General features: G+C 63.8%; 23 protein-coding genes. 14 read left to right on the top strand and 9 right to left on the bottom strand.

What is annotated here, in order from left to right; all coding sequences use genetic code 11:
• The first annotated feature begins 182 nt into the window (after nucleotides 1–182).
• Nucleotides 183–539, top strand: a complete 357-nt coding sequence (locus tag AC1RR3_RS09005) for a hypothetical protein (RefSeq protein WP_492821526.1) — start codon at nucleotides 183–185, stop codon at nucleotides 537–539.
• 47 nt (nucleotides 540–586) lie between these two features.
• On the opposite strand, the gene AC1RR3_RS09000 is transcribed toward AC1RR3_RS09005, so the two are convergent.
• Nucleotides 587–1,162: a hypothetical protein gene (locus tag AC1RR3_RS09000; protein WP_492821524.1), complete on the bottom strand. Its 576-nt coding sequence runs from the start codon at nucleotides 1,160–1,162 to the stop codon at nucleotides 587–589.
• A 46-nt stretch (nucleotides 1,163–1,208) separates the two neighbouring features.
• Nucleotides 1,209–1,739, bottom strand: coding sequence for a GcrA family cell cycle regulator (locus AC1RR3_RS08995; protein WP_492821522.1), 531 nt, complete (start codon nucleotides 1,737–1,739; stop codon nucleotides 1,209–1,211).
• A gap of 165 nt (nucleotides 1,740–1,904) precedes the next feature.
• Here AC1RR3_RS08995 and AC1RR3_RS08990 point away from each other — a divergent pair, with 165 nt between their 5' ends.
• The gene (locus AC1RR3_RS08990; RefSeq protein ID WP_492821520.1) at nucleotides 1,905–2,513 is read left to right on the top strand and encodes a S24 family peptidase; all 609 of its coding nucleotides are present in this window, start codon (nucleotides 1,905–1,907) and stop codon (nucleotides 2,511–2,513) included.
• Between the two features lie 107 nt (nucleotides 2,514–2,620).
• On the top strand, nucleotides 2,621–2,896 hold the full coding sequence (locus tag AC1RR3_RS08985; RefSeq protein ID WP_492821518.1) for a hypothetical protein: 276 nt from the start codon (nucleotides 2,621–2,623) through the stop codon (nucleotides 2,894–2,896).
• Between the two features lie 128 nt (nucleotides 2,897–3,024).
• Here the strand turns inward: AC1RR3_RS08985 and AC1RR3_RS08980 are convergent, their stop codons facing one another.
• Nucleotides 3,025–3,999: a quinone oxidoreductase family protein gene (locus tag AC1RR3_RS08980; RefSeq protein ID WP_492821516.1), complete on the bottom strand. Its 975-nt coding sequence runs from the start codon at nucleotides 3,997–3,999 to the stop codon at nucleotides 3,025–3,027.
• Nucleotides 4,000–4,225: 226 nt separating this feature from the next.
• Between AC1RR3_RS08980 and AC1RR3_RS08975 the strand changes: the two genes are divergently transcribed.
• The 3 genes from AC1RR3_RS08975 to AC1RR3_RS08965 all read left to right on the top strand — a co-directional run bounded on the left by AC1RR3_RS08975 (nucleotide 4,226) and on the right by AC1RR3_RS08965 (nucleotide 6,912).
• Nucleotides 4,226–4,426, top strand: a complete 201-nt coding sequence (locus AC1RR3_RS08975) for a hypothetical protein (RefSeq protein WP_008130254.1) — start codon at nucleotides 4,226–4,228, stop codon at nucleotides 4,424–4,426.
• Nucleotides 4,427–4,573: 147 nt separating this feature from the next.
• Nucleotides 4,574–5,521, top strand: a complete 948-nt coding sequence (locus AC1RR3_RS08970) for an AAA family ATPase (protein ID WP_492821514.1) — start codon at nucleotides 4,574–4,576, stop codon at nucleotides 5,519–5,521.
• Between the two features lie 5 nt (nucleotides 5,522–5,526).
• Nucleotides 5,527–6,912, top strand: coding sequence for a vWA domain-containing protein (locus AC1RR3_RS08965; protein ID WP_492821512.1), 1,386 nt, complete (start codon nucleotides 5,527–5,529; stop codon nucleotides 6,910–6,912).
• 26 nt (nucleotides 6,913–6,938) lie between these two features.
• Here AC1RR3_RS08965 and AC1RR3_RS08960 read toward each other — a convergent pair whose 3' ends face one another.
• Nucleotides 6,939–7,121: a hypothetical protein gene (locus AC1RR3_RS08960; protein WP_008130260.1), complete on the bottom strand. Its 183-nt coding sequence runs from the start codon at nucleotides 7,119–7,121 to the stop codon at nucleotides 6,939–6,941.
• 351 nt (nucleotides 7,122–7,472) lie between these two features.
• Here AC1RR3_RS08960 and AC1RR3_RS08955 point away from each other — a divergent pair, with 351 nt between their 5' ends.
• Nucleotides 7,473–7,694, top strand: coding sequence for a hypothetical protein (locus AC1RR3_RS08955; protein ID WP_492821510.1), 222 nt, complete (start codon nucleotides 7,473–7,475; stop codon nucleotides 7,692–7,694).
• Between the two features lie 8 nt (nucleotides 7,695–7,702).
• On the opposite strand, the gene AC1RR3_RS08950 is transcribed toward AC1RR3_RS08955, so the two are convergent.
• Genes AC1RR3_RS08950 through AC1RR3_RS08940 form a run of 3 tightly spaced genes read right to left on the bottom strand, consistent with a single transcriptional unit; the run spans nucleotide 7,703 to nucleotide 11,645 of the window.
• Nucleotides 7,703–9,094, bottom strand: a complete 1,392-nt coding sequence (locus AC1RR3_RS08950) for an NCS2 family permease (RefSeq protein ID WP_492821508.1) — start codon at nucleotides 9,092–9,094, stop codon at nucleotides 7,703–7,705.
• 9 nt (nucleotides 9,095–9,103) lie between these two features.
• Nucleotides 9,104–10,969, bottom strand: coding sequence for an adenine deaminase (locus AC1RR3_RS08945; protein ID WP_492821506.1), 1,866 nt, complete (start codon nucleotides 10,967–10,969; stop codon nucleotides 9,104–9,106).
• 13 nt (nucleotides 10,970–10,982) lie between these two features.
• Nucleotides 10,983–11,645, bottom strand: a complete 663-nt coding sequence (locus tag AC1RR3_RS08940) for a TetR family transcriptional regulator (protein ID WP_492821504.1) — start codon at nucleotides 11,643–11,645, stop codon at nucleotides 10,983–10,985.
• 246 nt (nucleotides 11,646–11,891) lie between these two features.
• Here AC1RR3_RS08940 and AC1RR3_RS08935 point away from each other — a divergent pair, with 246 nt between their 5' ends.
• Entirely contained in the window at nucleotides 11,892–12,905 is a 1,014-nt protein-coding gene (locus tag AC1RR3_RS08935) for a formamidase (protein WP_492823123.1), read from the top strand.
• Between the two features lie 85 nt (nucleotides 12,906–12,990).
• Nucleotides 12,991–14,310 carry a dicarboxylate/amino acid:cation symporter gene (locus AC1RR3_RS08930; protein ID WP_492821502.1) on the top strand — a complete coding sequence of 440 codons (1,320 nt, stop codon included), beginning with the start codon at nucleotides 12,991–12,993 and terminating at the stop codon, nucleotides 14,308–14,310.
• Here the strand turns inward: AC1RR3_RS08930 and AC1RR3_RS08925 are convergent.
• Together AC1RR3_RS08925 and AC1RR3_RS08920 are read right to left on the bottom strand one after the other, a co-directional pair.
• Complete coding sequence (locus AC1RR3_RS08925) at nucleotides 14,307–15,686, bottom strand: hypothetical protein (protein WP_492821500.1); 1,380 nt, start codon at nucleotides 15,684–15,686, stop codon at nucleotides 14,307–14,309. The genes AC1RR3_RS08930 and AC1RR3_RS08925 overlap by 4 nt on opposite strands.
• 106 nt (nucleotides 15,687–15,792) lie before the next feature.
• Nucleotides 15,793–17,052: an allantoate amidohydrolase gene (locus tag AC1RR3_RS08920; RefSeq protein WP_492821498.1), complete on the bottom strand. Its 1,260-nt coding sequence runs from the start codon at nucleotides 17,050–17,052 to the stop codon at nucleotides 15,793–15,795.
• A gap of 404 nt (nucleotides 17,053–17,456) precedes the next feature.
• Between AC1RR3_RS08920 and AC1RR3_RS08915 the strand changes: the two genes are divergently transcribed.
• Genes AC1RR3_RS08915 through AC1RR3_RS08895 form a run of 5 tightly spaced genes read left to right on the top strand, consistent with a single transcriptional unit; the run spans nucleotide 17,457 to nucleotide 22,835 of the window.
• On the top strand, nucleotides 17,457–18,569 hold the full coding sequence (locus AC1RR3_RS08915; protein ID WP_492821496.1) for a BMP family ABC transporter substrate-binding protein: 1,113 nt from the start codon (nucleotides 17,457–17,459) through the stop codon (nucleotides 18,567–18,569).
• The gene (locus tag AC1RR3_RS08910; protein ID WP_492821494.1) at nucleotides 18,566–19,678 is read left to right on the top strand and encodes an ABC transporter permease; all 1,113 of its coding nucleotides are present in this window, start codon (nucleotides 18,566–18,568) and stop codon (nucleotides 19,676–19,678) included. The genes AC1RR3_RS08915 and AC1RR3_RS08910 overlap by 4 nt, the downstream gene beginning before the upstream one ends.
• Nucleotides 19,678–20,604: an ABC transporter permease gene (locus AC1RR3_RS08905; protein WP_492821492.1), complete on the top strand. Its 927-nt coding sequence runs from the start codon at nucleotides 19,678–19,680 to the stop codon at nucleotides 20,602–20,604. Before AC1RR3_RS08910 ends, AC1RR3_RS08905 begins: the two co-directional genes overlap by 1 nt.
• Before the next feature lie 18 nt (nucleotides 20,605–20,622).
• Complete coding sequence (gene biuH, locus AC1RR3_RS08900) at nucleotides 20,623–21,306, top strand: biuret amidohydrolase (protein WP_492821490.1); 684 nt, start codon at nucleotides 20,623–20,625, stop codon at nucleotides 21,304–21,306.
• A complete protein-coding gene (locus AC1RR3_RS08895; protein WP_492821488.1) occupies nucleotides 21,303–22,835 on the top strand; it encodes an ABC transporter ATP-binding protein in 1,533 nt (510 codons plus the stop codon). Before biuH ends, AC1RR3_RS08895 begins: the two co-directional genes overlap by 4 nt.
• Nucleotides 22,836–22,841: the final 6 nt, after the last annotated feature.

Here is a 22,841-nt window from a genome sequence, read left to right as displayed (position 1 = left end):
GAGCTTCCGGCTTGGACTCGCCTCGTCGCATCAAGGTTCATCGCTCCCGATATCTTTCCGCCCATGAACCGTTGTCCAGGATCGGGCGACCAAGCGGTTGCGAAACGGCCACGCAGATCACGGGCGCCATGGCTGACGGATTGACCTGATTCGGGCGCGCGTCAGCACCAAAGGACGACGGCATGCTTTCTCGCTGCGATCTCATCAAGGGCGCCGCGGTCGCGCTATTCACTCTCTCGATACAAGGCGCATGGGCGCAGGAGACCAGGATGAACCTGTTCAAAATCGTCACCATCAAGGACGAAATCGTCGTCGGACTGTCCGCGGACGAGCTTCAGGCCCTCGGCGGCAATGATGCGAGCGCGGTTGCACACGCGCTGGCGCAGAAGGGTGATCTCACCGTCTGGCAATACAACGTGCACCGTGGCCCGAACGGTGAGTTGCAGCAGGCGCCGACCGCCAAGATCGGGCTTTTGGCCAACGCCTCACTCCGCGTCGAGCCCTATACGACGCCCTACCAGATCGTACCGCATCCCTAAACAGCAGATCGGCACGCTGGCGGCCGAGGCCGCCAGCGTGCCTGCAATCATCTGCGCTGGCTTGCACGCTGTGTCCCTGTTTTCGTTGCAAAGCCGTAGATCAGCGCCAGCCGGTCCAGGCATTCGCGAAAACGCCGCGCGAAATAGTCGTTCCAGCGCTGCGTCCGGACGGCACGGCGCTCCCCGATCTGATCCATGGTCAGCCCCAGCACGAGCACGTCGTGCACCAGCGCAGCACCGTCGGTGCCGAGTTCGCGCTCGACCCGGTTCAGCCGCAGCACCGCCTGTCGCTGGCTCTCGGTGACAGGCTCGCGCGTGCCGGCACCATCGACATATTCGCGCGTCGTATCGACCGCCTGAGGCCCCCGCTCCGCGCGCTCCCAATCGTTCTGGAAGGCGCGCCCGCCGCGATATTGCGCCTCGTCGATCTGGTGGTGCGCGTGCAGCCGGCCGAGCGGATCGCTCCGGATGGACCGGATGGCCATGATCTTCTCGCCGGGATCGAGCGCGAGCGGATTATCGACCTCGATCTCCGCCAATTCGGCATTGAACGGGACCTCGCGGGACCGCCGGTCGTGGATCTCGGTCAATTTGTAGGACTTGTTGCGTCGGGCATGTGCCACTCGGATCCTCCTTGCAAAATTGTCGATTGAACGGCTGGCCGCAACGTCAGGCGGCGGAGACGAGCTTCAGCACCACGGGCCCCGCGGCACGGGCGGACGCAGCTCCCGAGCGGCACGTCAGGCGCGCATGCGGCGCGCAATAGCTGGAGCCGGGCTGGCGCGGATGGCCGCAGAAGGTGATCTCCTCCCCGTCCTTGTCGCCGCCATAGGGATAGCGGCAGTCGGCCGGTTCAAGTTCGACCAGCGGGATCAGGCGCGGCTGGACGCCAACACAGCGCAACTTCACCTGCGCAGGCTTCATTGCGGACTGCGGCGGCAGATTCAGCTGCGGTAACGCCAATCGGCGCGGCGGAGGCAGACCGGCCTCGCCCGGCAACGACGGTGCGATTGAGGGGCTCGTCATCCATGTCGGCAAAACGAGCCCGAGCCGCTTGGCGCGGCCGACCACTGCGCTGCGCGTGTAAGCCGTTCCAAACCTTGCATTAATCCGCCTTCCGATCTCCGCGTAAGACATTCCCTTGAGAAAACAGTCTCGAAGCACGTCGGAGTGCTCCGACGACCAATGGCCCGGTTCCATGATGCTGTCCTGTGATGCGCCTCCTCCGATCGCACGACCGGCGGCGAGACACACATTCCGGTATTCCGAAGCATCCGTCAAGTAATAATTCTGATATTCATAATTGCATCAATTCCGAATTTCGGATTACAAGAGGCGAGACGATGAGCAATCGAGGGAATCACCATGTTGGACGTTGCGATGATCGAGCGGGGCCTGGAGAAGACGGGCAAGAGCAAGGGCGGGCTCGCGGCGGCGATGGGCGTACGGCCCGGCGCGGTGTCGGAGATCCTCGGCGGTGAGCGCCTGGTGAAGGCGTCCGAAATCATTCCGATCATGGAATATCTTGAGCTCAATCTCGCGCCGATCATGGGCCGTGTCGGCGCCGGCGCGGTAATCGAGCCGGATTATGAACAGGTTCCCCCGGAAGGTCTCGGCGACATCGCGCTGCCCTTCCCGATCATGGAAGAAACCGTCGCATTCGAGATCGTCGGCGATTCGATGCTGCCCAAATACGAGAGCGGCGACGTGATCGTGGTCTACAAGGACCAGCGCCATCCGCTGTCGAGCTTCTACGGCGAAGAGGCCGTGGTCCGGCTCAAGACCGGCGAACGCTATTTGAAGACCATCGAACGGGGGAAAACCCCCTCCGTCGTCAATCTCAACAGCTTCAACGCCAAGCCGATCGTCGGCGTCAAGCTCGACTGGGTCGGGGAGATCTGTCTCTCGATGCCGAAGGGCCAGCTCGAACGGCTGCGTGCCAAGTCGGCGCGCCCCCGCAAGAAGGGCAGATAGACACCCCGCGCATTGATTTCCGATTTTTGGAAATCTCGCTTGACTAAGTTCTGTTTTTCAGAAATAATCCTGCCGTACCCTGACCACGGGCGCGACAGGATTGTTCCATGCAATATTTCGTCGTGATGATCGATTATGGGCGGCGCGGCCGCGAGGCGATCGTCGACCCCGAAATCACAAGACGCGAAGTCATCTCCCGCGTCGCCTCGGGCGAATACCAGAATATCTCGTTTATTCACGAGATCGTGGAGAGCTCGGTCGAGGACGTGACCGAAGCCATCCTCGTCGAGGCAACCCTCCCCGAGGTCGAGCCCGATGACGTCGAGCTTCAGGCGACCCGTCTCGATCACGCCCGCGACCTGCGTAAGCACGAACGGACGTGACGCAGGCCTAGAGCCAGTTCCGATAGAATCGAAACTGGCTCTAGATTCCTTTTTGACGCGTTTTCTTTACGCGAACCGGTATCCACTTCGCTCGAAAACGCGCTTGCGAGCCTGCGCCCGGCCGGAGATCACACCGTGAGCACGGTCGATCCCGTGGTCTTGCGCGCGGCGAGATCGGCATGCGCCTTGGCGGCGTCCTTCAGCGGATAGGTCTGGTGCACCTCGATCTTGACCGCGCCGGACTTCACGACGTCGAACAGCTCACCCGCCATCGCCACGAGGCTCTCGCGCTTGGCGGCGTAGGTGAACAGCGTCGGCCGGGTGACGTAGAGCGACCCCTTCTGCGCGAGCAGGCCGAGGTTGAGCGGCTCGACCGCGCCGGAGGATGCACCAAACAGCGCGGCGACGCCGAGCGGCGCGAGGCAATCCAGCGACTTCAGAAACGTGTCCTTGCCGACGGAGTCGTAAACCACCGGCACCTTCTTGCCCCCGGTGATCTCGTCGACGCGCTTCACGAAATCTTCTCGCGTATAGATGATGACGTGATCGCAGCCATGCGCCTTGGCGAGCTTCGCCTTCTCATCGCTGCTGACAGTGCCGATCACGGTCGCGCCGAGATGTTTGGCCCACTGGCTCAGGATCAGGCCAACGCCGCCGGCCGCGGCATGGAGCAGGATCGTGTCGCCGGCCTTTACGCGGTAGGTCTGGCGGATCAGATATTGCGTGGTCAGCCCCTTCAGCATCATCGCCGCCGCGGTCTTGTCGTCGACGCCATCGGGCAGCTTCAGCAGACGGTCGGCTGGGATCAACCGCGCCTCGGCATAGGCGCCGAGCGGCGAGGCACCATAAGCGACGCGATCGCCGGGCTTCAGATCGGTGACACCGGACCCGACTTCCTCGACGACACCGGCTCCCTCGCTGCCAAGACCGCTCGGCAATTGCACTGGATACACACCGGAGCGATTGTAGATGTCGACGAAGTTGAGACCGACGGCAGTGTGGCGGATGCGCGCTTCGCCCGGTCCGGGCTTGCCGACACTAACCTCCTCCCAGACCAGGACTTCCGGACCGCCGGTCTTGTGAAAGCGAATGGCATGCGTCATGGGGTTGCTCCCTTATCGTTGCAGTGAAGGTCCGTGGAAAGCGGATCGGCTTGTGAAATAGGCATTTGGTCCGCCTGTTACAGTATAGAAGACGTAACAAGAATGTCACAGCGAACGACAAACGCCCGCCGTTCCGCCTCTGTTCGAAAGAGTTGATGACGGCCTTGGAGCAACCCGCAGTAGCCTTTGTGCGGGGTTTGGTGGTCGCCTGCGAAGGAGAGCCGAGATGCCAGCTTATGTACAGCATCATCAGGACATCGAAATCGCGCCTGTGATTTGCCCCACCTGCATGGGGTTCCTGCCCATGTATGTGCGCGAGGTCGAGCCGCATTGGAGCCTTGCCAAGATCGACTTCGTCTATGAATGCGCCGATTGTGGCGCCGAGGTCCGGCAGACGATCCGCAAGGGCGAGCTGCTCCGGCACTGATCGCACGATCGGCGAACCGCTCAACTATTTGCGTTCAGCGGAAAAAACGGCGTCCGCGCGGGTCAGATGTCTCCCAAACGAGGCTTGTTCTTTGCCGGGAACGCAGGCAGAACAAGCTTCAAGAAAGACCTTTGGGAGCGCCATTTCGTGGCTGATCAAAAGCCCTCGACCGCGATCGAGGCAGTGGAGAGCGGCCTCGCCGCGCAGGGCTACATCGCGAGCCGGCAGATCGCGACCGCCGTCTATCTGTCGCAACAGATCGAGAAGCCGATCCTGGTCGAGGGCCCCGCGGGCGTCGGCAAGACCGAGCTTGCCAAGGCGATAGCCGGCTGGCGCGGCATGAAGATGATCCGCCTGCAATGCTACGAAGGCCTCGACGAGGCCAAGGCGCTCTACGAGTGGAAATACGCAAAACAGCTTCTCTACACCCAGATCCTCAAGGACAAGCTCGGCGAAGTACTCGGCGGCGCGCAGACGCTGCACGATGCGCTGAATCAGCTCCATGACTTTGGCGACGTGTTCTTCTCGAAAGAATTCGTCGAGCCGCGCCCCCTGCTCCAGGCGCTGGAACAGCCCGGCGGCTGCGTGCTCCTGATCGACGAGATCGACAAGTCGGACGCGGAATTCGAATCGCTGCTGCTGGAAATCCTCTCCGACTTCCAGGTCACGATCCCCGAGCTCGGCACCGTCTCGGCGATCACGCCGCCGACGGTCATCCTCACCTCCAACAGCGAACGCGACCTCGGCGACGCCCTGAAGCGGCGCTGCCTGCATCTGCACATCGGCTTCCCCGAGCAGCGGCTGGAGGAGCGTATCGTCGAGAGCCGCGTCCCCGGCATCTCGCAGACGCTGCGCCGGCAGATGGTCGGCTTCATCCACGAAATCCGCTCGCTCGATCTGAAGAAGCTGCCTTCGGTCAGCGAGACCATCGACTGGGCCCGCGTGCTGGTGCTGCTTCAGGCCACGGAGCTCGATACGGAAATTGTCAAGGACACGCTCAACGTGCTCCTGAAATACGAGGCCGACATCGAGGCTGCTGCGCCGCAAGTGACGACCTTCATTGCCAAGGCGGCCCGGTCCAACGTCTTCGGTTGACGCCGATGCGCGAGAACCTTCATCGTTTCTTTCGGGCGGCCCGCGGCGTCGGCGTCCACGTCTCGCCTGCCGAAAGCATCGATGCGATGCGCGCGGTGTCGCAGGTCGGATTTTCCGACCGAACCGTTCTGCGCGACGCGCTGCTGCTGACGCTCGCCAAGTCGCAAGATGAGAAGCTTGCACTCGGCGACTGCTTCGATCTGTTCTTCAGCCAGCCGGAATCGCGGCAGGACCAGCCCGAGGCCAATACCGACGATGCGACGCAGGATGCAGATCAGTCGCCCTCCTCCAGCCCGGTCGGCGAAGCAGGCGAAGCAGGCGAAGGCCAGCCCCCTGAAGGGTTAGGCCCGCTTGCGCAGATGCTGCTGTCGCAGGACCGCAATGCGCTCGCGGCGGCCATCGCCAGCGCGTCCGGTGCCGCTTCCCTATCCGACATCCGCTATTCCACCCAGCGCGGCATCTTCTCCAGCCGCATCCTCGACGCCATGGGCCTACAGCGCCTGCGCGACGATCTCGACGAACTCGCCGCGACCAATCCGTCGCTGGCCGAGCGCCTCCGCGGCGCGCTGGACGCCTTGCGCGAAGCAGTCCGCGACACCGTCGCCCAAGGCCTTGCGCTCTATGCCCGCGAGGAGACCGAAAACCTCCGCAACGAGATCCTGCGCAATGCACCGCTGGCCCGCATCGAGCGGCGCCAGGTCGCGGAGATGCGCGCCCTCATCCGCCAGATCGCGCGCCGCCTGCGCGAGCGCTATTCCAAGCCGCGCAAGCGCCAGCGCCGCGGCCATCTCGACGTCCGCCGCACGCTCCGCCGCAACGCCGCCTGGGGCGGCGTGCCCTTCCTCACCGCATGGAAGCGCAAACATCGCGACCGGCCGAAAATCGTCGCGATCTGCGACGTCTCCGGCTCGGTCGCGCAGGTCTCGGACTTCTTCCTGCTCCTGATTCACTCGCTGCACGAGGTGGTCGACGACGTCCACTGCTTCGCGTTCTCCTCGCACCTGATCGAGGTCAGCGACATCCTGGAGAAGAAATCTCCGGAAGAGGCGATGGCCGAGATCATGTCGAAGGTCGGCTTCGGCTCGTCCGACTATGGCTCCTCGCTGGTCGATTTCGAGAAGGAGTTCATGAGCACGCTGACGCCGCAGACCACAGTGATCGTGCTCGGCGATGCCCGCAGCAACAATCTCGATCCGCGCGCCGACATCCTGCGCCGCATCTCCGAACGCTCGAAGCGGCTGGTCTGGCTCAATCCCGAGGGACGGCTCGCCTGGGGCTTTGGCGATTCCGAGATGCCGCGCTATGCGACGTTTTGCAGCGTGGTGCGCCAATGCGCCACCGCGCAGCAGCTCGAGCGCGCCGTGTCCGACATCGTGGCGACTTATCAGTAGACGGCGATCAAACCTGTCGTCCGGCGTCAGGCGGCAGCCAACTCGGCCTGGACGAGGTTGCACTCCCGAAAGTGATACGCAATTTCGTCGAGCGCGCGCTGCTCCCATTCCTGGGCCTGCGCGAGCCAAAACACCCGGCGCTCCGCATCCAGCGCCGCACGCTCGCGGCAGAGGAATTCCTGACTGCGAATTTCCACCAGCCTCTTCATGCACTCACACTCCTGTCGTGTGAAGCCAATCCCCGCGAATCAGCGTAGCAGAATCACGTCCCTCTCGCCTCACGATTTCTGTGCATATTGCGACGCAGAATGGGACAGTGATGCTTCCCGTGCACTGCGGCGCTCTCGCCGCGCGATCAAGCGCAAATCATCAATTAGTGATCGGAGAGCGGGACGATATTCGTGCGCAAACGATCTTAATTCTTGTGACGCAACGAAGTGCGGCAATTCGTGAAGAGACGTTCTAGACTGCTCACCGAATTCCCGACTCATTGTCGTCGCATGGTCTTCATGCAGCGCCGCTAACAGAGGCGCACGAACGTTACTACCGCTTGAGGCAACATGAGCAACGATTTCGACTTCGATCTTTCGCCCGACCAGTGGGAAGTGCTTAAGGCACTTCGCAATCCGGTGTTGAACGGTCGCCTATCGAAGTTTTATGTCGTCAAAAGCCTGGTCGATCTCGGCCTTGTCGCAGTTGATGACGGCGTTCCGGCGATGACACCGGCCGGACGCAAGGCGCTGGTACGCGGATCGTGCAGATTGCTGGACCTCGCGGCTTAACGCACGCGTCAGAATATCTGTGCGATCACGATCGCGTAAGCGATGAACACGACGCCCAGGCCCCACACCATCGCCGGAATCTGCGACCGCCGGCCGACTGCCACTTCCAAGGCGATGTAGCTCAGCGTGCCCAAGGCCATTCCGTTGATGAGGTTGTTGGTCAGCACGGTGACGAGCAGCGTCAGCACGATCGGAACCGCATTGCCGAGATCGGTCATGTCGATGCGGGCGAGGCCCTGCATCATCAGCACGCCGACGAGCACCAGCGCAGGCGCGGTCGCTTGCGCCGGGATAATGACGAAGATCGGCCAGAAGAACAGCGCGAGAAAGAAGAACCCTGCGACGGTCAGCGACGTCAGGCCGGTGCGTCCGCCCGCCTGCACACCGGTGATCGACTCGATATAGGCCGTCACCACCGACGTGCCCAGCAACGGGCCGACGATGGACGCCGTCGCATCGGTTGCGAATGCAGCGGTGGCATTGGGGATCGAGCCGTCGGGCTTGCGCAGATTGGCCGCTCCGGTCACGCCGATCAGCGTGCCCAGCGTCGAGAAGAATTCAGCGCACAGGAAATAGAACAGCAGCGGCAGCGCCACGACGAAATGGCTGAAGAGATAGCCGATATCGAGCGCCATGAAGGTGCTGGTCGGCCAGCGTGGCCACGACATGATCGCTGATGGCACCGACGTCACCATCTTGCCGTTGGCGCCGGGAACGAAGAAGCCGATCACGGTGAGCAACGCAATCGACAGGATCAGCGCTGCCGGCACCCGGCGCGCGACCAGCACCGGCGTGAGTAGGAGGCCGAATAGCGTCAGCAACACCGCAGGGCTGCGCAGGGATCCCATGGCGATGTAGGTCGATGGATTCTGCACGACAAATCCCGCACCTCGCAGCGCGATAAAGACGATGAGGGTGCCGACCGCCGCCTGGATACCGATCTTCAGCGCTTCCGGTACGTCCTTCGCAACCTTCTCGCGCAGCTTCGACAGGCTCAGGATCAGGAACAGCACGCCGGTGAAGGCGACCATGGCGAGCGCGCCCTGCCAGGGCATGCCCATCTGCTTGACGATGACATAGGTGAAGATGACGTTCGATCCCATCGCGGGCGCGACCGCGAGCGGCAGGTTGGCCCACAGCCCCATCATCACCGAGCCGAGGATCGCGGCGAGTGCTGTGGCGCTGACGAGATCGGCGCGATCCATTCCAGCGTTGGACATGATGGCGGGATTCACGGCGATGATGTAGGCCATCGCCGCGAACGTGGTCGCGCCAGCCATCACCTCGCGGCCAACGCTCGTGCCACGCTCGGTGAGACGGAAGGCACGATCCAGCAGCCCCGAGGCTGCGGGCGGCGCCGGCTCGGCGGGAGCAGCTTGCGGCTTCGTCATCTCGTTCATCTCAATCCCCTACCAGACCACCGGGTGTGCTTCGCCGGTCTGCACATTGATGAATCCGAGCGGCGCCTGCTCGCACGGCGCCACCAGCACCCAGCTCCAGGGGGCACAGGTCAGCGTCGCAAACATCAGCCGCTCCGGGAATCCCGGATACCAGCGCGGCCGGAACGTCGGCTCGTACATCCACTCGACCTTGCGGCCTTCTGCGTAGAGCGCTTGCATCTCGGCATCGAGCGCCTGCGCCGAGCGACAGCTCATCAGCCCGCCGACCTCGAAGCGTACGGTGGCGACGAGTTCGCCCTCGCGCACCAGCGCCCAGCCGCCCTGAAGCTCGATCAGCGCGTTCACCGCCTTTGCCATCGCCGCGTCGGACGAGCCGACCACCCAGATATTGTGCTTGTCGTGCGCCACCGAACAAGCAACGGCCGTGTCCGGCGTGCGCGGTCCACAGCCGCGCCAAAACATCTTCGCGACGCGCCCGTCACCGGAAAAGCGGTCGACGATGGCGAATTTGGTGATGGCCTCGCTCTCGTCGCGCTGCACCGCCCCGTCACGCACCGGCAGTTCGAGCGTGTAGAATTCGGGATGCCAATGGAAGGGACGGATCACGGCCGCCTTCATCGTGGCACGGCCGGCCTCGGCCCGCAGCTCGAAATCCTGAGGCTTGATCGAGCGCTTGATGTTGACCGTCTTCGTTGCCCAATCCGGCCACTGGATCTCGGGCACTTGGCCGACGTAACGCTTGCCTTCGGAGACCTGCGCGCCATCGGCCCACACCTCGGCGATCGTCAGCTTGGCAACATCCGAGAGCAACACGACGTCGCCGAAACGCCCCGGAGCCAGGCTGCCGACGAACGGCGTGATGCGCATGTGCCGCGCCGGATTGATGGTGAGGCACTGGATTGCGATCTCAGGCGCGAGGCCGGCCTCGATTGCGACCCGCGCATTGTGATCGCTGGCGCCGAGCTCGAGCGTGTGGCTGGCACTGCGGTCATCCGTCGTGAACGCGATCTGCGACCAGTCCTGCAAACCCTTCGCGAGCAGCCATTTGACGATCTCGTCCATGGCATAGACACGCAGCTCGATGAACAAGCCGCGGGTGAGCTTGTCCCAGGTTTCCTCCGGAGTCTGCACTTCGTGGTCGGACGCGAGCCCGGCAGCGGCAAAGGCGTTGATGGAAGGCAGATCCCGCAAGCCGGAGGCGTGGCCTTCGACGACGCCGCGCGCTGCGAACGTCGCCTCGATCATGCCCCAGAGCCGCTTGTAGGAGGGATTGTCGGGATTCCACACCGCCGGCCAGTCCATGACTTCGTCAAGCCCGGTGACCATCAGGCTCTCGGCCATGAAGCGCGCCTGCTCATCGTGGCCATACCAGCCGCCGCCCCATTCGTAAGCCGTCGGTGGCACGGCCGAACCGGGTTGCGGAAAGATCTTGAGCGGCGAGCCGCGGCGGCGCGCTTCGAACCAGAATTCGAGATTGCGTGCGCCGTTGACGTTGGAGAACTCGTGGCTCGCCTCGCAGGTCCAGGTATTGCCATGCGGCAGCACCAGCGCCGCTTCCCATTCCGGCGTCAGATGCGAGCTTTCGATATGCTTGTGCACCTCGCCGAAGCCGGGGACGGCCGCAAGATCCGGCCGATGCACGCGCTCGCGCACCTCGCCGGGATAGCTGCCGGCCGGCCCAACCCAGGCGATCCGCCGCCCCTTGAAGACGATCTCCTGATCCTCGCTCCAGCTGCGGGTGTGCACGTCGAGCAACCTGCCTACCCGCAAGCAGCGATCGGCCGGGCCGCGGCCGAGCGCCGTCAGCACCAGATCCTGGCGGATGCGAACCTCGTCGGCCGCGTTGATCAGGAGATCGTCGGGGATCGCATTCATGGTCTGCCTCACGCTACGCCGGTGCTTTCGCGGCCGCGGCTCGCTTCCGCGCCGGTTTCCCGGCCTTGCTGCCGCGCGCCGCGGCGGCGTCGCGCTGACGGACATCCTTCAAAAGGGTGGTGAGCGCCCACTCGATCGCGTCTGCGATCTCGGCGCTGGACATGCCAAAGTCCTCGCGCATCGCATTCCAGGCCAGCACGTTGTTGAGATAAGACGCGAGCGCTTCCGCTTGCCGAACCTCCTTCGCGGGAAGATGCCGCACCAATGGCGCCATCGCCTTGTGATGCTGCCCGATCAGGTGTCGCCGGAAGTCCGCGCGCATCCGCCTGCCCGCCCGCGTCACCGCAATGGCGCGCGCCAGATGCGGATGACGATCAAACCGCTTGCACAGCTTGCGGAAAATCTCGGGCAGCTCATCGGGCGAGGTGAAGGGAATGTAGCTGAAGACGTTGTCCTCGATCCATTCGCCGGCCGCAGCAGACAACTCCGCACGGGTCTTGAAGTGCCGATAGATGGTCCGCTCGGCCACCTTGGCGCGCTTGGCCACGGCGGCCATGGAAATGTCGTCGGCCGCCTCGTCCTCCAGCGTCTCGACGAAAGCGGCAACGATGCGCTGCCGCGTCATCTCGGCATATTCGTCACGAAGGCTGGCGATATGTCGTTTTGCTGTACTCATGTCATAAGTCTGACATCAGGCGATTTGGAGGGTCAAGCCGAGACTTGAGGCACTCAGCGCTGCAACAATGGGCGTCAGCCTCCTCTGGGGAACACCCACGGTCCTCGCGCGACCGACTTTCCCCCGCCGCCTGAAAAATGGACTTTTGCGCGTCGCCGAAATCGGATTTGCTCTGCCGAGAACCGCGTGCAACGGCGCCGCGCGGACGGCAAGGGAGCCGCCGCGCGGACGGCAAGGGAGCTGATCATGAACGGGCTTGGCGGGCTGAACAAATCTCCCAACGGCGTGGTCATCGGGCTGGTGCAGTTACAACTGCCGAATGTCGTGACGCAGGCCGATCTGGCCAGGCAGACCGAGCGCATCGTCTGGATGGTCGGCAAGGCGCGACGCAATCTCTCCACCATGGATCTGGTGGTGTTCCCCGAATACTCGCTGCACGGCCTCTCGATGGACACTAATCCCGAGATCATGTGCCGGCTCGACGGGCCCGAAGTCACGGCCTTCAAGAAGGCCTGCGTCGACAACAAGATCTGGGGCTGCTTCTCCATCATGGAGTTCAACCCGCACGGCAATCCCTATAATTCAGGACTGATCATCGACGACCACGGCGAAATCAAGCTCTACTATCGCAAGCTCCATCCCTGGATTCCGGTCGAGCCGTGGGAGCCCGGTGACGTCGGCATTCCCGTGATCGAGGGGCCGAACGGCGCGAAGATCGCACTGATCATCTGCCACGACGGCATGTTTCCGGAGATGGCGCGCGAATGCGCCTACAAGGGCGCAGAGATCATGATCCGCACCGCCGGCTACACCGCGCCGATCCGCGACGCCTGGCGCTTCACCAACCAGGCCAACTCGTTCCAGAACCTGATGGTGACCGCAAACGTCTGCATGTGCGGCAGCGACGGCTCGTTCGATTCCATGGGCGAAGGCATGATCGTCAATTTCGACGGAACGGTGCTGGCGCACGGCACCACCGGCCGCGCCGACGAGATCATCACCGCCGAGGTGCGGCCCGATCTCGTGCGCGAGGCCCGCATCAATTGGGGCGTCGAGAACAACATCTATCAGCTCTGGCACCGCGGCTATGTCGCGGTGAAGGGCGGCGCGATGGACTGCCCCTATACCTTCATGCAGGACATGGTCGCCGGCACCTATCGCCTGCCGTGGGAAGACCAGGTCAAGGTCACCGACGGCAGCTCCTGCGGCTTCCCGGCCCCGACACGGATGTTCGGCAAGACGGCCAAGGCGGCGGAATAGAGCGTTTTCGGCTCTCACCGCGACATTCTGGCACGGTAGTTGCTCCTTTTGACGTCGAAGACGCGTCAAATCGGGGGAGTCCATCATGTCGACCATTGCTGCGGCCCCGGCCGCCGAGCGCAAACCGCTCTACGCCTCGCTGTTCGTCCAGGTCCTGGCTGCGCTGGTGCTTGGCGTCATCCTGGGGATGGCCGTCCCGGACTTCGCCATCGGACTCAAGATCCTCAGCGACGCCTTCCTGAAGCTGATTTCGATGATCGTGGCGCCGATCGTGTTCTGTGTCGTCGTCCACGGCATTGCCGGCGCCGGCGACCTCAAGAAGGTCGGCCGGGTCGGCGTCAAGGCGCTGCTCTATTTCGAGGTCATGACGACGGTCGCCCTCGTGGTCGGCCTGCTGCTCGCCTACCTGTTCGGCCCCGGCCACGGCATGAACATCGATCCCTCGACGCTGGATGCCAAGGCGCTCAACACTTACGCCGACAACGCCCACAAGCTGTCCGGCGGCGGCATCGGCGCCTTCCTGATGAACGTGATCCCGACCACCTCGTTCGACGCCCTGTCGCGCAACGACGTGCTCCAGGTGCTGTTCTTCGCCGTGTTGTTCGGCGTCGGCCTTGCACTCGTCGGTGGCGAGAAGGGAGCACTCGTTACCTCCATCGTCGACGCGGCCTCCACCGTGCTGTTCCGTATCATGGGCCTTATCGTCCGTGTCGCTCCACTTGGCGTGCTCGGCGCGGTCGCTTACACCGTCGGCAAATACGGCGTCGGCTCGCTGAAGCAGCTCGTGTCGCTGGTGATGCTGTTCTACGTCTCGGTCGGCATCTTCGTGCTCGGCGTACTCGGCAGCGTAATGGCGCTTGCCGGAATCAACATCCTCAAATTCCTCGCTTACCTGCGCGAGGAGCTCACCATCGTGCTCGCGACCGCGTCCTCGGACGCCGTGCTGCCCCAGATCATGAAGAAGCTGGAGCGCATGGGCGTGAAGGATTCCGTGGTCGGACTCGTGATTCCGACCGGCTATTCCTTCAACCTCGACGCCTTCTCGATCTACCTGACGCTTGCCGTCGTGTTCATCGCGCAAGCGACCAACACGCCGCTCTCCTTTGGCGATCTGCTGCTGGTGCTCGGCGTCTCCCTGATCACCTCTAAAGGCGCGCACGGAGTGCCGGGCTCGGCCATCGTGATCCTGGCCGCGACGCTCAATGCGGTGCCGAGCATTCCCGCGATCGGCCTCGTATTGGTGCTCTCGGTCGACTGGTTCATCGGCATGGCCCGCGCGCTTGGCAACCTCGTCGGCAACTGCGTGGCGACGGTCGTGGTCGCCGCCTGGGAAGGTGACCTCGACCGCGCCAAGGCGGCCAAGGTTCTCGAGGGCGGCGAGCTGGTCGACGTGACCGCGGGTTAGCGCCCGTCATCCCAACGGAGGAGCGGCGTTCCGTACGCCCTCCTCCAGACGGACAGGAAGCGTGGAAACCATGAGTGCGCCACGGCGCCCTTGTAGGCCCAGGTGCGATACTTCAGACCCTGCTCCGAGATCAGTTCCTGATAGCCGCCGTGGACCTCGGTTGCTGTCCGGATATCCTTCAATATCCCCTGCGCGCAGGCCCGATAGGTATCGCTCCTTGAGGCTTCATCAAAATCCAGCATGCGATCGGCAAACTCGACGTTGAATGTTGGCCAGGAGGAACGCCCCTGATAGGCCGGTGCCGCGATCTTGTGGATCATCTTGTTCCGGGGATTATCGGCGGATACCAGGAAGTGGAAGGTGCTGGGGATGCGAAACCGCGGTTCGACGAGGATCATATCCGTCGTGGCCGCAAACAGCGCGCGCTCGCCCTCATCGCTCATATCCCAGAAGCCACGATGCACGCTGACAAAATCCAGCGCGACCGATAACACTGGCGAACTAGCCGCACCGTCCAGGGAGTGCCTGATATAGCCCCCGCTGCCGAACAGACGGAGCAGGTCCTTCTTGTAGTGCGCGAGGTCGCGCCCGAGCAGCCGCGTCAGCTCGCCCTCGTCGACGACCCCGAGCTGCACGCCCCACACGAAGGTCGTATAGACGCAGGCATTGGTGACAAAACGCCTGCGTTCGGCACGCGTGTCTGTCGCCGCGGAACGCGGCGCGCGGGCGTCGCAGAGCAGATACCTGACACCGTCATCGTCGAACGGCTCCAGCTCGCTTGCGAGCTGGAGGATCGCACGCTTGAGGTCGCCGCCGTATTCGGCCAGCAGCAGGCGGCCGGCATGCGCGCATTGCGACATCGCCAGATAGGATGACGCCCTCTCGTTGGCGCTCATCATCTGCTGGAGACCGGCGAGAATGCCGAGCAGCGTATCCGAGGGCCGCGAGAAATAGTTCACGCCGAGATATCGACCGCGTCCCGCAGGAACGATGGTCGTGGTGACGACGTCGGCGCGAACCGCCTCCAGCAACAGGCGGACGCTCTTTTCGAGCAACCGGGCTCGGCGCACTGCGTCCTGCGCATCCATGATGGTTTCGGGGTCGAGGACATCGGGGTAGAACCAGGCGAAGTCACGCGGATAGTAGGCGGATGCGTGCGGCGCCCCGGTGACGAGAAAGGACTCGGTCACCGAAAAAGCGCTGTCCATCGAGTGCCGGTAAAGGTCCTCGATCGCCGACAACGAATGATGCGACCTTCTTAGTAATCGATCGCCGAGAAAATTGACCGCTTGAAGGGCGTTGGCGACGAAGGTCGCAGCCATGCCCTGGTAAAATCGGTTTCCGCGATGTGACGGCAAGGAAATATCGCTGTTCATGTGCGCCTGGTGTCTCGTGATCCCGGCGCCGGCCGGTCACCATCCCAAGCATGGCTGATTCGTGTCTCGCCCCGATGACGTGCGAACTCCTGACAGTTCGAGCCCGCTATCCCTCCCGCGGCCTGAAATTCTCGATCACCTTGAGCAGCACCCGCGCGCCGGCGTCGGCGTCGGCCAGCTCGACATGCTCGTCCGGGTGATGGCTGATGCCGCCACGGCAGCGGACGAAAATCATGCCGACATCGGCGATGTCGATCATCGCCATGCCGTCATGCCCTGCCCCGCTCGGCAGCTCGAACACGGAAAAACCTTCTGCCGCGATCGCCTGCGCGATCTGGTCCCTGAGCCAGGGCGCGCACGGCGCGGTGCGGTTCTCATGGGTGACGTCGAGCTGAAGCGCCAACTGCCGGCGCTTTGCGATCGCCTCGATCTGGCGAACGATGTCGGCCACCGCACGCTTGCGATGCATGTCGGTCGGAGCGCGCATGTCGATGGTGAAGGACACCTCGCCGGGGATCACGTTGGTGGCACCGGGCGTCGCCTGGATATAGCCGACGGTGCCGACCAGGCCGCCCTCGTCGGTACGGCAGAACTGCTCGATCGCGCCGATGCATTCGGCAGCGCCAGCGAGCGCGTCGCGGCGCAGCGCCATCGGCACGGTGCCGGCGTGACCGGCCATGCCGGTGAGGCGGGCGGCGAGCCGGGTCGCACCCGCAATCGCGGTGACCACGCCGACAGGCAGGTTCTGTGCCTCCAGCACCGGACCCTGCTCGATGTGGAGTTCGAGATAGGCGAGCAGCTCGCGCCGGGCCCGCGCGGCCGCGCCGATGTGATCGGGGTCAAGACCGAACTTGACGAGTGCATCGCGCATCGACACACCGTCACGGTCGCGCGTATTGAGGACGCTCTCGTCGAAGGTGCCGGCCACGGCACGGCTGCCGAGCAGCGTGGAGGCGAAACGCACACCCTCCTCATCGGCAAAGCCGATGACCTCGATCGCGAACGGCAGGCGCTTGCCACGGCGGTTGAGGTCGGCGACGCAAGCGATCGCGGTGATCACACCCAGCGGCCCATCCCATTTGCCGGCATCGCGCACGGTGTCGTAGTGCGAGCCGAGCATCAGGCATGGCGCACCCGGCCGTTCACCTTCATAGCGGCCGCAGACATTGGCGATCGCATCAAGATGCGCGCTCATGCCGGCTTCGCGCATCCAGGTCAGGATGAGATCCGCGGCCTTGCGCAGCTCCTTGCTGAGATAGATGCGGGTGAGCCTTTCGGGTTCGTCCGAGATCGCGCCGAGCTCGTTGATGCGGCGAACGATCTCCTTGCCGAGCGATGCATCGTGAACGGCGTTACCAGCACCCATCTCGGCGAGCTTCCCATCTTCTAAGGACCACGGCGGCGGCCCTGGCCACAATCGATACAAGTTCGGTGCCAGCAAAATCGCGCAGCCAGCGCCATCCCAATCAGCGCGTGGTTAGCATGAATGCGCCTTGCCGGCAGACCGTCCGACGCCTGTCATACACATGCGAGAGCTGGTTAAGACTGCTTAACTCCACTGCATACAATCAAATAATATTGCCTATAAATTGATCTGCCATTTTCCTCGGCAAGATCTTTATAAGAGGTATATCCGTTATTTTTCAGATGCTTGCATCAAAATGCATGCTTCGTAGTCTCTGGCACGAAGCTTGCGACAACTTATCCGGGCGCCGCCAAACCGGTGGTAGCCGCGAGATCAAGGCGGTGCATCCGCCAGGGGAGCAAGCAATGGATTTTGGCAGGATTTCACGACGGCATTTGTTGCAAGGCGGCGCGGCCCTCACTCTCGGCGCGGCAGCGGGCGTCCGCCCAGCCTTCGCGGCCGACACGACCATCGGCTTCATCTATGTCGGCTCGCGCGATGACTATGGCTACAACCAGGCCCATGCGCAGGGCGCGGCAGCGCTGAAGAAGATTCCCGGCCTCAAGGTGGTCGAAGAAGAGAAGGTGCCGGAGACCGACGCGGTCGAGAAGACGATCGAGTCCATGATCAACCTCGACGGCGCCACGCTGCTCTTCCCGACCTCGTTCGGCTACTACAACCCGCACATGATCAAGATGGCCAACAAGTTCCCGAAGCTGCGCTTCGAGCACTGCGGCGGCCTGTGGAGCGACAAGGATCCGAAGAACGCCGGCAGCTATTTCGGCTATATCGACGAAGCCCAGTACATCTCCGGCATCGTCGCCGGCTACACCTCAAAGAGCGGGAAGCTCGGCTTCGTCGCGGCGAAGCCCATCCCGCAAGTCCTGCGCAACATCAACGCCTTCGCGCTTGGGGCGAAGCTCGCCAACCCGAAAGCCACCACGCAGGTGATCTTCACCGGTGACTGGTCGATGCCGGTCAAGGAAGCCGAAGCCACCAACAGCCTGATCGATCAGGGCGTGGATGTGCTGACCTGCCACGTCGACGGTCCGAAGACCATGGTCGAGAACGCGGCACGCCGCGGTGCCTTCGTCTGCGGCTACCACACCAACCAGTCGCCGCTCGCGCCGAAGGCGTATCTCACCGGCGCCGAGTGGAATTGGGAAGCCCTCTATCCGAAATTCGTCAAGATGATCGCAGCCGGTGAGAGCATCCCGAACTTCTATCGCGGCGGCCTCAAGGAAGAGATCGTCAAGACCTCGCCCTATGGCGAGGCGGTCTCCGCCGAAGCGCGCAAGCATGCCGACGAGGTCAAGGCAAAATTCCTGTCGGCCGAAGGCTACGCCATCTTCAAGGGTGGGCTCGTCGACAACAAGGGCAAGACGGTCATCGCGGCGGGCACCGATCGCGGCCAGAAAGATCCTGAGCTCGAGAAGATGGACTATCTCGTCGAAGGCGTGATCGGAGCGACTTCGTGACATCGGAAGCGGCGGATTCCGCCGAGGCGGCCGGGACGATTGCCCCGGCCGCCGACCCTGGCTTTCTCCAACGCCATGGCGGCACGATCGAATATATCCTGATCCCGGGCGCAGCGCTGGCCGGCGCGCTCGTGGTCTTCGGCATCTTCGTCGCCATGTTCGGCAAGAACCCGCTCGACCTCTATTTCTACATGTACTACGGCGCCTTCGGCACCTGGTTCTCCTGGCAGAACACGCTGACGCGAGCCGCGCCCCTGATCCTCACCGCGCTCTGCACTGCGCTGCCCGCGCAGCTCGGCATGGTGATCATCGGAGGCGAAGGCGCGCTGCTGATCGGCGCACTGTCGGCGACCAGTGCCGCACTGATGCTTCAGGGCATGCCGCCACTCATCGTGCAGATTGCCATGGTCATGGCAGGCGTGGTCGGCGGCGGCTTGTGGATCATGCTGTCCGGTGCGCTGCGGCAGTATCGCGGCGTCAACGAGACCATCTCGAGCCTGCTGCTCGTCTACATCGCGCTCGCGATCCTCAACCATCTCGTCGAGGGGCTGATGCGCGATCCCGCCAGCCTCAACAAGCCGTCGACTCGCGAGATCGGTGCCGCCAACATGATCGGCTCGATCCCCGGCACCGACGTGCATTGGGGCCTCGTGTTTGGCCTGATCGCCGCGATCGCCGCCTACATCCTGATCTATCACACCGTGTTTGGCTTCGCCGCGCGGGTTGCCGGCGGCAACATCCGCGCTGCGAAGATCGTCGGCCTCGGCGTCAGCAAGCTGATCCTGACCATCTGCTTCCTCGCCGGTGGTGCGGCGGGTCTTGCCGGCATGGTCGAGGTCGCAGCCGTGCAGGGGCGCACCAATGCCAACCTCGCGGCGGGCTACGGCTTCACCGGGATCCTCGTCGCTTTCCTCGCCCGACAAAATCCGCTTGCGATCATTCCTGTCGCGATCCTGCTCGGCGGTATCAGCGCCAGCGGCGGCTTGTTGCAACGCCGCCTCGGATTGCCCGACGCCTCCGTGCTGGTGCTGCAAGGCATCATCTTCGTCTTCGTGCTGGCCAGCGATGCGCTCTACGGCCGCATCGGGTTCCTGAAAGGCAAGTCCTGATGGCAGACGGATCGATCGGACTCTGGACCGTCCCGCTTGCGGTGCTCGGCGGCGCCATTCGCGTCTCCACGCCGTTCCTGTTCGTGAGCTTAGGGGAATGCATCACCGAGCGCTCCGGCCGCATCAATCTCGGCCTTGAAGGCACGCTGGTGATGGGCGCTATGAGCGCCTACGGCATCTCCTATGTTACCGGGTCGCCCTGGCTGGGCGTGCTTGCTGCCGGCATTACCGGCGCCCTGCTCGGCGCGCTACATGCCGGTATCTGCTCGTTGCCGCGCGTCAACGACGTTGCGGTCGGTATCGCCTTGATGCTGTTCGGCACGGGGCTCGCCTTCTATCTCGGCAAGCCGCTGATCGAGCCGACCGCACCGCGGCTGCCAGCAATCGATTTCGGCTGGTGGAGCGACATCCCGCAGCTGCGCGCGGCACTACGCGTCAATGTCCTCTTCCTGATCGGCGTCGCGTTGGCGCCGATCCTCTATTGGGCATTCCGCACCACACGCTGGGGCCTTCTCATCCGCACGGCAGGCGAGAGTTCCGATGCCGCACGCGCCATGGGCCACTCCGTGCTGCTGATCCGCCTGCGCGCGACCATGGCAGGCGGCTTCCTTGCCGGCATCGGCGGCTCGTTCCTGTCGCTGTTCTATCCCGGCAGCTGGAACGAGGGCCTGTCCTCCGGACAGGGCATTACCGCCGTCGCGCTCGTGATCTTCGCGCGCTGGGATCCCCTGCTCTGCCTGTGGGCCTCGCTCGCCTTCGGCGGCGCCGCGGCGCTGGGACCCGCGCTGCAATCGGTCGGCGTGACCTCCGGCTATCACCTCTTCAACGCCGCGCCCTACATCCTGACGCTGGCGATCATGATCATCACCTGCTCGCCGAAGCGGACGCTGACCGGCGCCCCCGCAGAACTCTCGATCACCCGGTAAACCCGCACGAGGTCGTCCATGCCCGAGCGCACCATCAAGTCCGAGCCCTATGCCTGGCCCTACAATGGCGATCTCCGCCCCGAGAACACGGCGCTGATCATCATCGACATGCAGACCGATTTCTGCGGCGTCGGCGGCTATGTCGACAAGATGGGCTATGACCTCTCGCTGACGCGGGCGCCGATCGAGCCGATCAAGAGGCTGCTCGCAGCGATGCGTGCCCAGGGCTTCCACATCATCCACACCCGCGAAGGCCATCGGCCTGATCTGTCCGACCTTCCCGCCAACAAGCGCTGGCGCTCGCGCCAGATCGGTGCCGGCATCGGCGATCCCGGCCCGTGCGGCCGCATCCTGATCCGCGGCGAACCCGGCTGGGACATCATCGAGGAGCTTGCCCCCCTGCCGGGTGAGCCCATCATCGACAAGCCCGGCAAGGGCTCGTTCTGCGCCACCGATCTGGAGCTGATCCTGCGCGTGCGCGGTATCGAGAACATCGTTCTCACAGGCATCACCACCGACGTCTGCGTCCATACCACCATGCGCGAGGCCAACGACCGCGGCTTCGAATGCGTGCTGCTGCACGATTGCTGCGGCGCGACCGACAAGAGCAATCACGAGCATGCGCTCAAGATGATCAAGATGCAGGGCGGCGTGTTCGGCGCGGTCTCGACCTCGGACGCCTTCATTGGAGCGATTTCGTGATTATCGGCGAGACGCCTCCGCCGTCAGGCGCCTTCGGCGTCGACGCCATCGCCATGACCATGCGCTTCGGCGATTTCCTCGCGCTCGACAATGTCGAGCTGAAGGTACGGCCGGGCTCGTTCCACGCGCTGCTCGGCGAGAACGGCGCCGGCAAGTCGACGCTCGTCAAATGCATCATGGGCTACTACCACGCGACCGAAGGCGACATCATTGTCGGCGGTCGCGAGCAGGCCATCGCCAACCCCAAGGACGCCCACGCGCTCGGGCTCGGCATGGTCTACCAGCATTTTACGTTGGTGCCGGCGATGACGGTTGCGGAGAACCTCGTGCTCGCCCGCGACAATGTGCCGGCCGTGGTGGACTGGTCGAAGGAGATGAAGGAGCTCGAGGCGTTCCTCGCCCGCATGCCCTTCAAAGTGCCGCTCTCGGCAAAGGTCTCCGACATCTCCGCCGGCGAGCGGCAGAAATGCGAGATCCTGAAGCAGCTCTATCTCAAGCGCCGCTTCCTCATCCTGGATGAGCCGACCTCGGTGCTGACGCCGGCAGAGGCCGATGAGGTGCTCGGCATGCTCCGCGACATGGTCGTGAAGGGCGAGCTGACCATCCTGATGATCACGCACAAATTCCGCGAGGTCATGGCTTTCGCCGACGAAGTCACGATCCTGCGGCGCGGCAAGCTGGCCGGAGCCGGCAAAGTCGCCGAGCTGACGCCGGATGAGATGGCGCGCACCATGATCGGTGCCGAGGAACTGACAGTCCAGCCGCCGCGCACCGGCGAAGCCGGCAGGGCCCGCCTCGAGCTGAAGAAAGTCCGCGCGCTCGACGATGCCGGCGCGATCGCCGTGCACGACGTCTCGCTCACCGTGTGCGCTGGCGAGATCGTCGGCATCGCGGGCGTCTCCGGCAACGGCCAGCGCCAGCTGGTCGAGGTGCTGGCGGGCCAACGCGAGGCCGAACGCGGCGAAATCCGTGTCGCTGGCGATCCCTATCACGCCAGCCGCGAGGAGATGCGCCGTCACAAGATGTCGCTGCTACCTGAGGAGCCGCTAAAGAACGCCTGCGTCGGCGGCATGAGCGTCGCCGACAACATCGCCTTCCGTGAGTTCGACCGCGCGCCGTTCGCGAGCGGCGGCTGGTGGCTCAACCGCGGCGCCTTCCGCGATGATGCGAAGAAGAAGATCGGCCAGTACAAGATCAAGACCCGAACGCCGGATACGCCGATCTCGGCGCTGTCGGGCGGCAACGTGCAGCGCGCCGTGCTCGCCCGCGAGCTTGCGGGCGACGTCGAGGTGCTGATCGCGGCCAATCCCTGCTTCGGCCTCGACTTCGCGGCGGTCGCGCAGATCCACGCCGAGATCATGGCCGCGCGCAACCGCGGCGCGGCCGTGCTGCTCGTCAGCGAGGATCTCGACGAGCTGCTCGAACTGTCCGATCGGCTGGTAGTGATGTTCCACGGCGAATTCGTGTATGAAGCACCGACCAGCGAAGCCGACCTCACCGTGGTCGGCCGGCATATGGCGGGCCACTAACCGCGG

The organism is Bradyrhizobium sp. GW821-FHT13H05, from assembly GCF_058804065.1.
The sequence above is the reverse complement of the archived record's forward strand: the minus strand, read 5'-3'. Positions and strand labels throughout refer to the sequence as shown.

Bases quoted from the DNA above. Each gene is read 5' to 3' on its own strand.
- AC1RR3_RS09005 (WP_492821526.1), top strand. From the start codon at position 183: ATGCTTTCTCGCTGCGATCTCATCAAGGGCGCCGCGGTCGCGCTATTC.
- AC1RR3_RS08995 (WP_492821522.1), bottom strand. From the start codon at position 1,739: ATGGAACCGGGCCATTGGTCGTCGGAGCACTCCGACGTGCTTCGAGAC.
- AC1RR3_RS08990 (WP_492821520.1), top strand. From the start codon at position 1,905: ATGTTGGACGTTGCGATGATCGAGCGGGGCCTGGAGAAGACGGGCAAG.
- AC1RR3_RS08985 (WP_492821518.1), top strand. From the start codon at position 2,621: ATGCAATATTTCGTCGTGATGATCGATTATGGGCGGCGCGGCCGCGAG.
- AC1RR3_RS08980 (WP_492821516.1), bottom strand. From the start codon at position 3,999: ATGACGCATGCCATTCGCTTTCACAAGACCGGCGGTCCGGAAGTCCTG.
- AC1RR3_RS08975 (WP_008130254.1), top strand. From the start codon at position 4,226: ATGCCAGCTTATGTACAGCATCATCAGGACATCGAAATCGCGCCTGTG.
- AC1RR3_RS08965 (WP_492821512.1), top strand. From the start codon at position 5,527: ATGCGCGAGAACCTTCATCGTTTCTTTCGGGCGGCCCGCGGCGTCGGC.
- AC1RR3_RS08960 (WP_008130260.1), bottom strand. From the start codon at position 7,121: ATGAAGAGGCTGGTGGAAATTCGCAGTCAGGAATTCCTCTGCCGCGAG.
- AC1RR3_RS08955 (WP_492821510.1), top strand. From the start codon at position 7,473: ATGAGCAACGATTTCGACTTCGATCTTTCGCCCGACCAGTGGGAAGTG.
- AC1RR3_RS08950 (WP_492821508.1), bottom strand. From the start codon at position 9,094: ATGAACGAGATGACGAAGCCGCAAGCTGCTCCCGCCGAGCCGGCGCCG.
- AC1RR3_RS08945 (WP_492821506.1), bottom strand. From the start codon at position 10,969: ATGAATGCGATCCCCGACGATCTCCTGATCAACGCGGCCGACGAGGTT.
- AC1RR3_RS08940 (WP_492821504.1), bottom strand. From the start codon at position 11,645: ATGAGTACAGCAAAACGACATATCGCCAGCCTTCGTGACGAATATGCC.
- AC1RR3_RS08935 (WP_492823123.1), top strand. From the start codon at position 11,892: ATGAACGGGCTTGGCGGGCTGAACAAATCTCCCAACGGCGTGGTCATC.
- AC1RR3_RS08930 (WP_492821502.1), top strand. From the start codon at position 12,991: ATGTCGACCATTGCTGCGGCCCCGGCCGCCGAGCGCAAACCGCTCTAC.
- AC1RR3_RS08925 (WP_492821500.1), bottom strand. From the start codon at position 15,686: ATGAACAGCGATATTTCCTTGCCGTCACATCGCGGAAACCGATTTTAC.
- AC1RR3_RS08920 (WP_492821498.1), bottom strand. From the start codon at position 17,052: ATGGGTGCTGGTAACGCCGTTCACGATGCATCGCTCGGCAAGGAGATC.
- AC1RR3_RS08915 (WP_492821496.1), top strand. From the start codon at position 17,457: ATGGATTTTGGCAGGATTTCACGACGGCATTTGTTGCAAGGCGGCGCG.
- AC1RR3_RS08905 (WP_492821492.1), top strand. From the start codon at position 19,678: ATGGCAGACGGATCGATCGGACTCTGGACCGTCCCGCTTGCGGTGCTC.
- biuH (WP_492821490.1), top strand. From the start codon at position 20,623: ATGCCCGAGCGCACCATCAAGTCCGAGCCCTATGCCTGGCCCTACAAT.